This window comes from uncultured Albimonas sp. (assembly GCF_963977235.1).
In the GTDB taxonomy this organism is placed as follows: domain Bacteria; phylum Pseudomonadota; class Alphaproteobacteria; order Rhodobacterales; family Rhodobacteraceae; genus Albimonas.
In genome coordinates this window covers 1-13,463 of the sequence record NZ_CAXBOD010000017.1, presented here as the reverse complement: position 1 = coordinate 13,463, position 13,463 = coordinate 1, and the positions used below count along the sequence as shown (strand labels likewise).

General features: G+C 70.2%; 16 protein-coding genes and 1 tRNA gene. 3 read left to right on the top strand and 14 right to left on the bottom strand.

Going from position 1 to position 13,463, the window contains the following annotated elements; translation table 11 throughout:
- Window positions 1–20: 20 nt before the first annotated feature.
- Window positions 21–97: transfer RNA gene (locus AAC134_RS10580), tRNA-Arg, on the top strand.
- Between the two features lie 27 nt (window positions 98–124).
- Here the strand turns inward: AAC134_RS10580 and AAC134_RS10575 are convergent.
- The 8 genes from AAC134_RS10575 to AAC134_RS10540 form a co-directional block, all read right to left on the bottom strand.
- Window positions 125–1,105: a tyrosine-type recombinase/integrase gene (locus tag AAC134_RS10575; RefSeq protein ID WP_339949053.1), complete on the bottom strand. Its 981-nt coding sequence runs from the start codon at window positions 1,103–1,105 to the stop codon at window positions 125–127.
- A gap of 116 nt (window positions 1,106–1,221) precedes the next feature.
- The gene (locus AAC134_RS10570; RefSeq protein WP_339949052.1) at window positions 1,222–1,464 is read right to left on the bottom strand and encodes a hypothetical protein; all 243 of its coding nucleotides are present in this window, start codon (window positions 1,462–1,464) and stop codon (window positions 1,222–1,224) included.
- A gap of 17 nt (window positions 1,465–1,481) precedes the next feature.
- Window positions 1,482–1,700: a hypothetical protein gene (locus AAC134_RS10565; RefSeq protein ID WP_339949051.1), complete on the bottom strand. Its 219-nt coding sequence runs from the start codon at window positions 1,698–1,700 to the stop codon at window positions 1,482–1,484.
- Between the two features lie 4 nt (window positions 1,701–1,704).
- Window positions 1,705–3,498, bottom strand: coding sequence for a prohead protease/major capsid protein fusion protein (locus tag AAC134_RS10560; protein WP_339949050.1), 1,794 nt, complete (start codon window positions 3,496–3,498; stop codon window positions 1,705–1,707).
- Entirely contained in the window at window positions 3,495–4,877 is a 1,383-nt protein-coding gene (locus tag AAC134_RS10555; protein WP_339949049.1) for a phage portal protein, read from the bottom strand. Before AAC134_RS10555 ends, AAC134_RS10560 begins: the two co-directional genes overlap by 4 nt.
- A 12-nt stretch (window positions 4,878–4,889) precedes the next feature.
- Window positions 4,890–5,243, bottom strand: coding sequence for a capsid cement protein (locus tag AAC134_RS10550; RefSeq protein ID WP_339949048.1), 354 nt, complete (start codon window positions 5,241–5,243; stop codon window positions 4,890–4,892).
- A 148-nt stretch (window positions 5,244–5,391) separates the two neighbouring features.
- Complete coding sequence (locus tag AAC134_RS10545) at window positions 5,392–5,892, bottom strand: hypothetical protein (RefSeq protein ID WP_339949047.1); 501 nt, start codon at window positions 5,890–5,892, stop codon at window positions 5,392–5,394.
- Window positions 5,893–5,956: 64 nt separating this feature from the next.
- Window positions 5,957–6,397 carry a hypothetical protein gene (locus AAC134_RS10540; protein WP_339949046.1) on the bottom strand — a complete coding sequence of 147 codons (441 nt, stop codon included), beginning with the start codon at window positions 6,395–6,397 and terminating at the stop codon, window positions 5,957–5,959.
- Window positions 6,398–6,460: 63 nt separating this feature from the next.
- Between AAC134_RS10540 and AAC134_RS10535 the strand changes: the two genes are divergently transcribed.
- Complete coding sequence (locus tag AAC134_RS10535; protein ID WP_339949045.1) at window positions 6,461–6,697, top strand: helix-turn-helix transcriptional regulator; 237 nt, start codon at window positions 6,461–6,463, stop codon at window positions 6,695–6,697.
- Window positions 6,690–7,154, top strand: coding sequence for a hypothetical protein (locus AAC134_RS10530; protein WP_339949044.1), 465 nt, complete (start codon window positions 6,690–6,692; stop codon window positions 7,152–7,154). Before AAC134_RS10535 ends, AAC134_RS10530 begins: the two co-directional genes overlap by 8 nt.
- A gap of 2 nt (window positions 7,155–7,156) precedes the next feature.
- Here AAC134_RS10530 and AAC134_RS10525 read toward each other — a convergent pair whose 3' ends face one another.
- The 6 genes from AAC134_RS10525 to AAC134_RS10500 form a co-directional block, all read right to left on the bottom strand.
- Window positions 7,157–8,998 carry a phage terminase large subunit family protein gene (locus AAC134_RS10525; protein ID WP_339949043.1) on the bottom strand — a complete coding sequence of 614 codons (1,842 nt, stop codon included), beginning with the start codon at window positions 8,996–8,998 and terminating at the stop codon, window positions 7,157–7,159.
- Window positions 8,988–9,509: a hypothetical protein gene (locus tag AAC134_RS10520; protein ID WP_339949042.1), complete on the bottom strand. Its 522-nt coding sequence runs from the start codon at window positions 9,507–9,509 to the stop codon at window positions 8,988–8,990. The genes AAC134_RS10525 and AAC134_RS10520 overlap by 11 nt, the downstream gene beginning before the upstream one ends.
- Window positions 9,510–9,620: 111 nt before the next feature.
- Window positions 9,621–10,361, bottom strand: coding sequence for a helix-turn-helix domain-containing protein (locus AAC134_RS10515; protein WP_339949041.1), 741 nt, complete (start codon window positions 10,359–10,361; stop codon window positions 9,621–9,623).
- Complete coding sequence (locus AAC134_RS10510) at window positions 10,354–10,827, bottom strand: hypothetical protein (protein WP_339949040.1); 474 nt, start codon at window positions 10,825–10,827, stop codon at window positions 10,354–10,356. The genes AAC134_RS10515 and AAC134_RS10510 overlap by 8 nt, the downstream gene beginning before the upstream one ends.
- A 112-nt stretch (window positions 10,828–10,939) precedes the next feature.
- Window positions 10,940–12,325 (bottom strand): aspartate aminotransferase family protein, encoded by a 1,386-nt coding sequence (locus AAC134_RS10505; protein WP_339949039.1) that lies wholly within the window; start codon window positions 12,323–12,325, stop codon window positions 10,940–10,942.
- A 90-nt stretch (window positions 12,326–12,415) separates the two neighbouring features.
- Entirely contained in the window at window positions 12,416–13,429 is a 1,014-nt protein-coding gene (locus AAC134_RS10500) for a DMT family transporter (RefSeq protein WP_339949038.1), read from the bottom strand.
- Between the last annotated feature and the right edge of the window lie 34 nt (window positions 13,430–13,463).

Below are 13,463 nucleotides of genomic sequence, written 5' to 3'. Positions count from 1 at the left end.
GGTCTAGACCGCGACCTGGCGGCCCCGTGGCTCAACTGGATAGAGCAGCCCCCTCCTAAGGGGCAGGTTACAGGTTCGAATCCTGTCGGGGTCACCATCGCTTCCCTATCCATCTGATCCACCTTCATTTTTCGGCCTGATTTGGAACTTTTCGGGCCGAGTTGGAACTTTCCCGTTCTTGCTTCGATCTTGTGAGCACGCGCCGGCGGTTGAACTTCTTGGCGTAGCGCTCGATCTCCTTCAGCGACTCGTGGCCGGTCCAGGCGCCCACCTGATGGTGCGTAGCCTCGGCCTCCACCAGCGCGATGGCGCGGGCCTTGCGCAAGCCGTGCGCGGTCTTCCCCTTCACCCCGGCGGCGCGGGCCTTCTCCGCGAACCACTGCGAGACAGCCTTCTGGGAGCGGGCGTGGCCGTCCCGCGTGGTCAGGAAGGTCATGTGCCGCTCGGGGCGACTATCGACCGCCTGGCGCAGCAGGGCGAGGTCAGAGGCCATGTCCTCGGCGAAGTCGGGCAGCTCGCGGTCGAATGGGACCGCCACCTCGCCGCCCGTCTTCTCCTGCCGGAAGCTCAGCCAGCCGTCGCGGTCGACGTTCCCCTCACCCATGCGCACCGCATCCGAGACGCGAGCGCCGGTCCAGAAGATCAGTTCGAACGCCAACCGCTCGGCCGTGCCGATGGGCCAGCGCGCCCGGAACTTCTCGACATCCCCCGCCTCCCAGGGCACATGGCCGTCAGACTTCGCGACCTTCTTGCGCGTGAGACCGTCCGAGGGGTCCGTTGACAGGTCATAGGCCGACTTCGCCCAGGCGCAGAGACCGCGCCACACCCGAAGCCGGTTGTTCGCCGCGTGGCCCGCGAAGCGGTCAAGATCCTTCTGAATGTGCTTCAGGCGCAGCTGCGCGATGGGTCCAGAGCCATAGCGGGACCGAATGTCGTCCAGCGTCGTCTGACGCCGCGAGCGCGTCGAGGCCTTGAGCCCGCGCGTGAAGTCGTCGGAAGCGCGGTAGCGGATGACGGCCTCCGCGATCGTGCCGTCACGGACCGGGGCGCGGGGCGTGGCTCCGGCGGCCTCGGCATAGGCTGCGAGGAACTTCGGATCGTCCATCGGGGCGTCCGGCATCGCGACCGCCTTCTGCCCGGTCTTCCGGTAGAACCACGGCTTGAAATACCAGCGAGGATTCCCGCTCGGCCACGTCCCCGACCGGCTCAGGTGCTTCAGCTTTACGTTCCGAACAGGGCGTCGCATGCGTTGTCGCCTTCATCGCCATCGGGCGGGAGCGCGAACAGCGCGTCGTCCAGCTCGTGGCGCAGCCAGACCTTCAGGGTTCCCCGCAGCACCCGCGCCGGGGGCAGGATGCCCGACCGCACCATGTCGTCAAAGGTCGACGCGCTCACGCCGCAGTGGCGCGCGGCCTGAAGCCGGCGGAGCCCGGTGGGCAGATAACCCGCATCACGCTCCTGCATGGCCTATGGCCCTCCGCTCACAGCCCCTTGGACGTCGAAACCCGAACCTGGCGCGTCGGCCCGGTCCCCTGCGCCTTGGCGAGGCGTCTTTCGACGTCGCCAAGGGCGCGCTCCAGCTCCGCGTCCGACCGATAGGTGACGGACTGCCCATCGTATTCGACCGTCCGCAGGCCGTTGAACCGCGCCTTCAGGAGCGCGTCGCGGAAGCCTTCCAGGTCGGACGCGGAGTAGGCCATGCGATCAGGCCCCCGCGTTGCGATACCAGCCGCGCCAGTCGACGAAGCCGGCGCCGAAGTCGAGGCGCACCTTGATCTGCACGCCGTCCACCTCGAAGCCGTTCCGGGACTCGATCTGCGGGCCGGGCGCGCCCTCGAGGTAGGCGAATTCGAGGCCGTCGATCTCGGACGGCGCGGCGACCAGATACCAGGCCGCCGCGCTGGTGAAGCGGGGCTCCACGATCACCGACAGGTTGGTGTGGGTGTTCACGTCGTCCGTCTTCGCCGGGGTGATCGCCGCCACCAGCTTCAGGGCGGTTTCCTCCAGCTCGGGCGGGACGATGAAGTATTTCGGCGTCACGGCGATCCGCTCGGCCGAGACGCCGGTCTGGCGGCGCATGGCGGTGCGGGCGGCTGCGAGGGTGGTGTCGTCGGGCGCCGCGCCGGAGCCGGCGAGGTTGCCGTGATCCGCGTGGAACAGCGCCGTGCCGTCCGACATGGCCGGGTTGGCCAGCAGCAGGTCCACCAGGAACTGCGCTTCGAACTGCGCGGAGGCCTGGCCGAAGCGGGCGGCGAGGTTGGCGAAGGCCCCGAGGTCGTCGTTGACGATGGCCTGCCGGCTGATGCCGATGATCCGGCCGTAGGTGTCGACCTTGTAGCTCTCGGCGGCCTCGGCCATCGTCCCCGAGGTGAACTCGCCCGCCTCGTTGACCTTCTCCAGCGAGGGCGCCTCGCCGAGCATGATCCGCTGCCGGGCGCGGAAGTCGCGGGCGGTGGTCTGCGCGCCCGCCATCTTCACACCCGCCGGGGCGGCCGAGTAGGCGGCGCGCAGCGTGCGGCCCACGGTGTCGCCCAGGATGATCGAGAAATCGGACGTGGTGTGCAGCGCCCGCGTCACCAGGGCGGCGGGGGCGAGGCCGGTGGTCGAGACGCCGGCGCGCTGGAGCATGTCGCGGGCCATGTCGACCGTCGACATGCCGTAGAAGGCCCGCGCGGGCTCGGACAGCTGGTGCGAGGGGTTCATGCGCGCGTAGAGGGCTTCGCCCATCCGCTCGCCGCGCAGCTCGGGCGCGTCGTTGTCGTGCAGGATCGTCGCCCGCTGCGTGCGGATCGGGGCGGCGCTGCGCGTGGCCATCGCGTCGAAGGCGGCGGCGCGGGCGGCCTCGACGGTCGCCTCGGCGTCGATCTGCCCATCGGCCCAGCCGGCTTCCAGGCCGGCAAGCCGCCCGATGCTGCGGATCTCCGCGTTGACCTGCGCCCGCGTCACGGGGGCGGGGTTCGGGGCCGCGGTCGTCGCCGGGCGGTCCTGAGTGATCTGATCGTCAGGCATGTGACTGCTCCTGATGGTGGCGCCCTCGTCGGCGGGGACGGACACGATGGACACTTCCTTGGGCGTCCAGCGGGTTGCGGTGCGGATGACGCGCCCGGCGGCGGCGCGCTCGTCCTTCCAGGCGTTGACCTGATAGCCGAGGGAAATCCCGCGCAGGGCGCCGTCCTCGATGTCGTCCAGGATCGGGTCCACCTCGGCGCGACGTGAGAACTTGATGCGCACGATCAGGTTGCCGCCCTCGATCCGCGAGGCTTCGACCACGCCCAGCACGTCGCGCACGCTCATGCGCCGATGCGAGTCGAGAACCGGCGCGCCGTCCAGGGCGCGCAGGTCGGCGGCGGCGACGGGAAGGCGCTCGGTGAAGCCGAAGCGCTCGACGTCGGCGCCGGTCGAGGCGACGGCTTCGACGGTGCGAGCCTCGCGGTCGAGGCTCCGCGGGCTCAGGGAGGCGGCCCGAACGACCAGGGCGGGGACGGCGGGGGCGTTCATGCGGCGGCCTCCTGCGGCTTGGCGACGGGCGAGGGGCCATCGGCCGAAATCTCGGCGTCCAGCTGGTCGAGGTCGCGGCCTCGGCCGGCGACGACTTCGCGGCGGGACTTGAAGCCCGCCTCCACGGCGGCGGCCTCGGCCCGGATTTCCTTCTCGGGGTCCACCCAGGGCCAGCCGGGGCGGATGAAGGCGGCGGCCAGCCACGGGCGCGGATCAGCCTCGAAGCCGGGCGCGGGCTCGCGGCCCTCCAGGACCTCCAGCGTCAGCCAGCGCCGCCAGATGGGGCGCAGCAGCTGCGGGATGAGGATTTGGTCCTGCACCGCCTCCATGCGGCGGCGGAAGTCGATCAGGCCGGCGCGGATGCTCGAATAGTTCACGCTCGACAGGTCGGCCGTCAGGCCCTCATAGGTGACGCCGAGGCCGGCGGCGATGCCGCGCAACTGCGCCTTCAGGAACTCGCCGGCCGTGCCGGAGCCCGCGGGCGGGGTCGGGAACTTGATGTCCTGACCAGGGCGCAGGACCTGCAAGGTCCCCGGCTCCAGGCCGGTGTCCATGATGCCGTCCGTCTCGGTCCCGTCGAAGCTCCCCGCGCCCGGCCCCTGCTCGAAGATGAAGCCGGCGAACATGGCTTCGGTCTTCAGGCGCACCAGGAGCGCGTCCTCGGCCGCGTCGTGCTCGGAGAGGCGCAGCAGGATCGGGGCGAGCCAGCTCAGGCCGCGCACCTGGCCGGGGAAGACCGGGCGGAAGACGTGCAGCACGTCGGCGGCCGGCAGGCGGCGGGGCGTCAGCTGCGCGGCGAACGGCTGGTCGAGGGGGTCTTCGAAGACGTGGTAGGCCACCCGCCGCCCCTCGCCGTCGAACTCGATCCCGGCGACGATGCGGGCGCCGCCGCCGAGGTCGCGATGCAGGGTCGGGTCCACCTGATCGGGCTCCAGCAGCTGGAGCCGCAGCCCCTCGCCCTGCCGGGCGCGCAGCAGGATGAAGGCCTCGCCGTCGCGCGGCAGGGCGCGGGCGACGGCGGCCTGAAAGGCGGCGAGGTTGGTGCGGTCGTCGCCGGTCACGTCCTCGGCCCAGGCGGCGAAGCTCGCGTTGATCGCGCTGCGCGCCGCGGGGTCGGGGTGGGCCGACTGCGGGCGGATGCCGGTCGCGCCGGTGAGGGCGCTGGCGATGCTCTCGACGCCCGCGGCGGCGTAGCCGTTGTTCGCGACCTGATAGCGGGCGCGGGCGAGGATGGGGCCGCGGGCGGCGAGCGCGGCCGTGTTCGGCGCGGCCATCGCCTGGCCGGCGCCCCAGCGCCGCCCGCCGCCGGCGGCGTCATAGGACCGGGCCGCGGAGGCGGGCCGGGGACGCTGAAGCAGGCGGCGGATGCGGTCGAGCATGATCGGCTCCGATCAGGCGGGGACGGCGGCGGCGGGCACCGCGCCGTTGAGGCGGACGCGCCCCGTGGCGGAAGGGTTGGCGGCCGCGGCGGCGGCGCAGCCGATCAGGACGTTGCCCGCGTCGGCGGCCGAGGTCGCCTCGGCCTCGGCCGGGTCCCAGTAGATCGGTGCGCCGGCGGTCCAGGCCTGCGCCGAGGTCTTCGGCAGGTCGAAGACGCCGGCCGTGGCGATCTCGACGGACGCGCCGCTGGCGGCGTCGGTGGCGGCGACGCCGAACAGCATCCCGACCAGGACGCCGGCGCCGCTGCCGACGGTCGCGGGCGCGGTCACGCTCATCATGGCGCCGGGCTGAATGTAGTTCTTCACCGATCAGGCCTCCTAGTCAGGGGTGCGGGGTGCGCCGCCCGCGGAATTCTCCGGACGCGGGCGGCGCAAGCGAAGGTGGCAACCAGGAAGTCGGCCTCCGCTATCCGGCGCGGACGGAAAACGCGCCGGAATCTCGTTGCGTCGCTGGTCAGGCGGGCGCGACTTCGTCCTTCACCAGCGCCTTGCCATCCAGCCGGTAGCCGGCGGCGGCGGCGCGCGCCTGCGCGGCGGCGTAGATCGGGGCGGCGCGCAGCATCACGACGGAAGCGGCGGCGGCGAAGTCGTCGTCGGTCACTTCGGAGCGCAGCGCCGCATAGCTGCGGCGGTTGCCGGTGGTCAGCACCATGTCGACCAGCCACAGGTCTTCGGGCGCTTCGGCGTCCAGTTGGTCGAGATACCGCTCGACGATGCCCGAGAAGGCGATGGCTTCGCTCGCGTCCTGGCGGCCGACGCTGGCGACCAGGCTCATGAAGATCTCCTGCGCGAACAGGTCCGCGCCGTCATAGGTCCGCTGACGCCCGCGGCCGTCGGTTTCGAAGCGCGAAAGGGGGGTGTCTTCGCGGGCGAGCATGGAACGGAACGTTTCGCGGTTCATGCCCAGGATCGCCACGAACTCGCCGAGCCTGATCGCATCGGGGTTCTTCGCCATGATCGTCTCCAATGTGATGTCTTATTCATCACTGACATAAAGTGCGGATCAAATCAACACGAATTCACGCCCGCCCCGCCATCGCCTCCGCCGCCGCGATCATATTGAACGCGAACGTGGCGACGCGTCGCTCGAACTCGTTGTCCAGCAGGAAATGCTCGGGGCTCCAATCGAAGACGTCCGCAGGAATCCCCCATGCCGGCGATATTGGGTCGAGGATCTGAAGCGCGGCGCGAGTCATCAAGGCGAGGCCGGCGGGAGTCGTGGGAACAATGACCGCGAGGTCCTTTTCAGCCGCGATGGCCTCATTTAGAAGACGACAATACTCGGGGTCGTCGTCCTCGCGCTCGGCTGCATAGCTGTAAGTATTCAGCGCCTTGTATGCCTTGCGCCATTCGAGGAAGGCAGAGACGAAGGGGTCAGGTTCGACCTGGCGGGCGAGGGCGGCGGAGGGGAGCGCCAGCAGTGCGGGGGCGGCGAGGGCAGTGCGGCGGGTGAGGGTCATGGTGCATTTCCATCCTTTGCGCTATGCTAGCTGCACATGTGACAATCGCACAGGAAGTGACTTGTGACAAGCGCACAGGTTCGGGGAGCGCGGGGCCTTCTTGGCTGGTCGGTTCGGCAGCTCGCCGAGGCTGCCGGCGTCCATCGCAACACGATCAGTAACTTTGAGACTGGCAAATATCGGGGCGATGCGGAGACACTCGCGGCGATCCGCAGAACGCTTGAGACCGCTGGAGTGGTCTTTATCGCGGAGAACGGCGGAGGCGCAGGCGTCAGGCTAAGAAAGGTGAGTCATGAGTGATTACGAAGATATGTTTAAGGCTGCGAAGGCTGAGAACGAGCGCAAGCGGGAAATTGAGGCAGCAAGTAGGAGGGAAGCCGAGGATCTGGGTGTAAGGCATCACAAGGAATACTTGTCAAAGTTTCGAGACGCGATTCTTCCCGAGATCAAGGCGCTTGGCATCGCCCTAAACAGGAACGGATTCGATGCTACGCCCGAAATAACTGAGCGGACCATTGATCGCATGCCCCGCGCCCCGTCGAGTGAAATAAAGCTGAGCATCTCTGTTGAGAGCTCCACCCATCGAGGAGTTGCCAGTATCTCCGCGGATTTTGTCGACGGGAAAGGCAATTTTATGCTGAAGCGCGCAGAGCATGATTACATTGTTTCGGGCGAGGTCAACTTGGATGACGATCCAGCGCTTCTGGTTTCGGAGTTCCGTGGGGTGGCAAAGAAGATGATCGAGAAGATCGCCTAAAGCTACCGCTCCATCCACTTCGACTTGATCCGCGTCGGCCTCGCCGCCGGCGCGAGCGCCACCCGCCCCGCCGCCTTCAGCGCCACGTTCGCCAGCTCCTGCGCCTCGCGCTCCAGGTCCAGCCCCTGCACCCGCAGCCCGTGCAGCGCGGCCGAGGCGTAGACCAGGCAGTCCAGCGCCTCGTTGCGGATGCCGGATCGCTTCGGCTCCCACGACCGCACCGGGCGTCCGTTCACGTAGCGGGTGCGGACCTTCTCGGCGGTCAGCTGGTCGAACCACTCCGGGCCGAGGCCGGCGGCGAAGCGGATCGCGCCGGGGCCGGGCTCGGCGATGGGCAGGCGGGCGGCGATCTTGTCCTTGAGGGCGTCCACCCCGACGATGAAGACGGGCGCCCCGCCCTTGCCCTTGGACGCGGTGCGGGGCCACGCCTGCACGCCCTGACCGCCCCGCCCCTTGATCCCCCAGACGCGTCGGCGCAGGCGGGTGCGGGTGAACTCGTAGGCCATGGCGGTGTTGCTGCCGCCGGTGTCCACCGCGACGGCGCGCAGGCCCATGTCCGGGACGGCGCGGGCGTGGGGGCGGCGCTCCAGCAGGAAGGCGTCCAGGTCCTCCCAGATGGCGGGGCCGGAGGGGTCGCCCCAGATGACGTGATGCTCCAGGACGAAGGACTGCTCGCCGGCGCCCCAGCCCACGACCTGCGCCTCGATCCGGTCGGCCTGCACGTCCACGCCGGCGGTCAGCAGAACCACGTCCGCGGGCAGCTCATCGCCGAAGGTCTCCCGCCGGGCCAGCAGCCCGCCGGGGTCGATCATGTCGCCGCCCCGGTCCTCCCAGGTCTCGCCCAGGCAGGTGTTGACCCAAACCTGCAACCGGGCCGGATCCTTGCGGACCTTGCCGTGCGCCTCGGCGATCTCGCCGAAGCTTTCGAACACGCTGTAGAGGCTGGACAGGTGGAAGCCGGCGGTGCGGCCGTCGCCCTCGGCCGTGGCGCGCCACTCGCCGCGGGCCAGCAGCTCGGGCTTGCGTTCGTCCTCGATCACGCCTCCGCAGCTCGGGCAGGCGGCGTAGGCTTCGCCGCGGCGGCCCTCGGGCCAATGGATGTTCCCCCACTCCAGCGTGTGGAACTCGCCGCAAGCCGGGCACGGGATGAAGAACCGGCGTTGATCGGACTCGAGGAAGGCGGCCTCGATCCGCGACTCGCCCTTGATGGTGGGCGTGCTGACCAGGAGGATCTTGCGCCGGCCGCGATAGGTGGCGGTCCGCTTCATGGCGAGGTCGACCGGATCGCCCTCGCCGTCCGCGTCGGCGGGGAAGGCGTCCACCTCGTCCATGAACAGGAACCGGGCGGGGGTCGAGCGCAGGCCGGCGGCCGAGTTGGCGCCGGTCATGACGATCTGCCCGCCGGGGAAGGCCTTGGCGAAGGCGGTGTTGGTGCTGTCTCGCGACCTGGCGGGGGCGATGCGCTTGCGCAGCTCGGGCGTCGCCTCGATCATCGGATCGATGCGGGTCCGGGTGTTGCGCCTCACCATGTCGAGGCTCGGCATGACCAGGAGGGCGAGGCCGGGCGCGTTGTGGACGATGTAGCCCAGCCAGTTGAGGCCGGCTTCGGTCCCGCCCAGCTGCGCGCCCTTCACGAAGACGACCCGCTCCAGCGGCGAGCCCACCGACAGGGCGTCCATGATCCCGCGCAGGTAGGGGGCGCGATCGGTGCGCCAGCGGCCGGGCTCGGCCGAGGTCGCCGGCAGCATCCGGTGGGCGTCGGCCCATTCGGAGACGGTCAGCTGGCGTTCCGGCATCATGCCGGCGCGCCATGCGGCGTCGATCAGGGCGGCGTCAGTCGTCATCGGTCAGGGCGTCCAGCGGGGTTTCTGCGAGGTCGACCAGGTGCGCCCGCATCTCGCGGTCGAGGGCGGAGAACAGGGCGGCGGCGTCGACCCCCAGCTCTACCGCCAGCCGGGGCGTCACGCGGCTGACCCATGCCAGATGCGCGTCCCGCTCCAGGCGCGCGCGCTCGAACACCGCCTTCTCGGCCTCGGCCCGGTCGACCAGGTTCCCGCGGGCGCGCTCCAGCTCGATCCGGGCGGCCTCCAGCTTCACCCGGTCCAGCTCGCGCCGGGGGTCGACGCTGGGCTTGTCCGCGAGGGCCTTGCGGCGGTGCGGAGCGATGTTCTCGCGATACCAGTCGAGGGCGTCGAGCCGCTTGACGCGCTTGCCGTCCGCGGTGAGCGGCAGGCCCTGTTCCACCAGCTGCGAGACGCGGGCCTTGGACAAGCCAAGCTCCTCGGCGAAGGCCGATTTCGTCACCTCTGGGGGCGGCGGGTGGGTCGCTTCAAGGTTGTGGAACAGGGCGGTCATGGCTCGATAGTTAAGCTATTTCAGGGGCTTCACGCTAGTAAACCACCGGGGTTCGAATTACCCGCAGCATGGGGGTGGGGGGAAGGACCCGTTCGGGGGGCGAAGGGTCGGTCACGCCCTTCGCCGTGCCTCGTCGGCCCTCGGCGCTCGGTCCTGGCCGGCTTTGAGGGCGAAGAACGCCTCGGCCGTCACCACGTCCTCGGCCTCGCGGTCACTCGGCGGCCAGCCGAAGGGGAGCGACGCCCCTGGTTCGCCCCTTCTCAGCCCTCTCAGGCCCATCACGTCGAGCGAAGGCCAGCCCTTCCGGGCGAGCCAGTCCGACCAGGCGGCGAGGCGCTTGGGACAGGCGACGAATTCCTCGGGGATCGCTCGGCCGCGGCCCGGCGGAGCCTCATGGCTCGGCTTCGACGGCTTGGCCGTTCGCGCGCGGAGTGGGTTCTTAGTGGGTTCTCTTATATAGGGGGTGACATCCCTGTCACCTTTTCCGGTCGCGTGTGTCACCCTTTTCGCGGGTCGAAGGGTGACAACCCTGTCACCTTTTCCCGGGGCTTTCTCGGCCGCGATCTCGCCGGGGAAGGTCAGCTGATAGGTCGAGGATCGGCCCCGCCCGGAAGCGCGATCCACGGCCAGCCAGCCGGCTTCCTCCAGCTCCCGCACTGCCCGGCGCACCTGGCGCGTGGACAGGGCCAGCGCCTCGGCCAGCGTCTCCACGCAAGGGTGGCATGCCCCCGTGTCGTTGTCGGCGAACTCCTCGGCCAGAGCCCATGCGAGCATCTTCGCCGACAGCGTGCGGGCCTGATCCTTGCGGATGCAGCGGCCCCACATGAAGCGATCCCGGCGCCAATCACGCATGGTCGCCTCCATCCGTCAGGCGGCAGCACACGTCCATGAGCCAGTCTTCTTGCTTCGGCGACAGGGAGTGCAGGCGGCCGGCCGTGTAGAGCCGCGCCAGCGTGCCGATGAACTCCAGGTCACGACCGTGCAGCTGCTCGGGGCGGCTGCACGCGAACAGGAGGCCGACTTCCCACGCCTCGGCCGGCAGGTCGACGGTCGGCCGAACGCGGTGCTGGGGAAAGGGAATGATGGTTGCGGACGGCCGCGCAAGGCCGTAGGATTCTGCCGTCAAGCTTCCATTGCCGTCGCGCGAGGTGCCAGCCTCCGCGGCGGTTTTGCTTTTCAGGGGGGCCGTTTCGGGCTTGGAAGCCGCACGGCCAAGGCCCTGATTTTCCACACCGACCAGTGTTGGAACTTTTGGCGCTAGCGCCTTCGTCTTGCGGCGCTCCCGGCGTCCTGTCGGGGTCACCAGTCTTCCCAGCATTGCGACCCTGCCGCCTCGAGGGCGCCCGTGCGCGCGCAGCCTCGCGCCGCGCGCGAGACCGCCCGCCGCCGGGAGGGCGACGGGCGCTCGGGGTTCTGCGCGGGACGCGGCCTCAGGCGGCGCCCAGCTCCCCGGCCACGGCGTCGGCGGCGTCGCGGGCGATGCCCACCAGCTCCTCGGCCTCGGCGGGCGTCAGGCACAGGGGCGGGGCCATGCCGAGGATGTCGCCCTGGGGCATGGCGCGTACGATCAGTCCCCGCTCGAGCGCGGCGGCGGCGATGCGGGCGCCGACCTTCTCGGAGGGGTCGAAGAACCTGCGGGCGCCGGGGTCCCGCACGAACTCGACCGCGGCCATCAGGCCCTCGCCGCGGACCTCGCCCACGATGGGATGGCCGTCGAAGGCGTCGTGCAACAGCTTCTGGAAGATCGCGCCGGTGTCGCGGGCGTTGTCCACGATCTTCATCTCGTCGATCAGCTTCAGGTTCGCCACCCCCGCGGCCGCGCACAGCGGATGGGCCGAGTAGGTCCACCCGTGTCCCAGCGGCCCCAGATCGTCGGTCCCCCTGGCCACCATCTCGAACAGCCGTTGCGAGAGGATCGAGCCCGACAGCGGCGCGTAGGCCGAGGTCAGCCCCTTGGCGATGGTGATCAGGTCCGGCTTCATCCCGTAGTGCTCCGAGCCGAACATCGAGCCGAGGCGCCCGAAGCCGGTGACCACCTCGTCGGCGATCAGCATCACGTCATGCTCGGCCAGCACCGCCTGGATCTTCTCCCAGTAGCCGGCCGGCGGGGGCACGATGCCCCCGGTTCCGAGGATCGGCTCGCCGATGAAGGCGGCGACCGTGTCGGGTCCCTCGGCGCGGATCATCGCGTCGAGTTGCTCGGCGCACCAGGTCGAGAACGCCTCCTCCGACATCGCCGGGTCGGGGCGGCGGTAGTAGTAGGGCGCCTCGGTGTGCAGGATCGGGTTCAGCGGCAGGTCGAAGGCATTGTGAAAGAGCTCGAGCCCGGTCAGCGAGCCGGTCATCAGCCCCGAGCCGTGATAGCCCCGCCAGCGCGAGATGATCTTCTTCTTCTCGGGCCGACCGGTGACGTTCATCGCGTACCAGATCAGCTTGATGTTGGTCTCGTTCGCATCCGAGCCCGAGAGCCCGAAATACACCTTCGACATGTGCTCGGGCGCGCGCTCGAGCACCATGTGCGCCAGCTCGATCGCGGCCTCCGAGCCGTGGCCGGCGTAGGCGTGGTAGTAGGCGAGCTTGCGGGCCTGCTCGGCGATGGCCTCGGCGATCTCCATCCGGCCGTAGCCGACGTTCACGCAGTAGAGGCCGGCGAAGCCGTCGAGGCTCTCGCGCCCGTCGCGGTCGCGGATGCGCACGCCCTGGCCGCCCTCGATGATCCGCGAGGGGGACTCGCCGCGGGCATGGGCGCCGGAGGCGGTCGAGGGGTGCAGGAAGCTCTCGCGGTCCCACTGCGACAGCAGGTCGTTGGTCAGCATGGCGGGGTCTCCTGCGCGTAAGGGGGGGCGAGGGGACTCCTACGGGGGATGACGCTGCGTTCCAACCCCCCGGTCCGGCGCCGCGCGGGGTCAGCCCAGCGGGGTCTGGCGGGCGGAGCGGGAGGCGCGCCGCTCGATCCCCAGGCGACGCTCGCGCCAGATGATCAGGATGCCCGAGACGGTCACCAGGCCCGCGCCCCCCAGCACCACCAGCGTCGGCGCCTCGCCGAAGATGAACCAGCCCACCGCGACGGCAAGGACCATCGAGACGTATTCGAAGGGCGCAATCACCCCCGCCTCGGCGTAGCGGTAGGAGGAGGTCAGCAGGATCTGCCCCACGCCCCCCGCCGTGCCGGCGGTCAGCAACAGCAGCCACTGCGTGGCGTCGGGGGTCTGCCAGACGAACGGCAGCAGGACGCCGGCCATCACGGTGCAGGCGGCGGTGAACCAGAACACGATGGCCGCGGTGGTCTCGGTCTTCGAGAGGCCCCGCACGAAGGTCTGCGCAAGCCCCATCATCACCGCCGCGACCAGCGCGATCAGCACCCCCAGCGCAGGCGAGCCCCAGCGCGCGCCCTCCTCCCCCGGCTCGATCCCCGAGGTCGAGAGCGCCCCGCTTTCGTCGCCCAGCAGGCGCGGGGCCATGACCAGCAGCACGCCGAGAAAGCCCACGCCCACCGCGGCCATGCGGTAGAGGCGCAGCCGCTCGCCCAGAAACAGGGCGGCGAAGAGGGTGATGAACAGGGGGGCCGCGTAGGTGATCGCCACCACCTCGGTCAGCGGCAGCAGGGTGAGCGCGAGGAACATGCAGCTCATCGCGCCGGCGCCGGCCAGCGAGCGCCAGACATGCCCCATCGGGTTGGGGGTGCGCAGCCCTCCGGGCAGGTCGCGGCGCAGGGCCAGCCAGATCACGATCGGCGGCAGCGCGAAGAAGGAGCGGAAGAACAGCACCTCGACGGTGGGGATCGACCCGTCCAGCGCCTTGACCGAGCCGGTCAGCCCCATCAGCACCGCCACCGAGATCACCTTCAGCAGGATGCCGGTGAACGGGTTGGGCGCGTCGGAGGGGTCGGCGGCGGGCGGGGGCGCGGCGGAAGCGGTCATCGCCTTTCCCTACGCGCCCCCCCCCCCCCCCCCC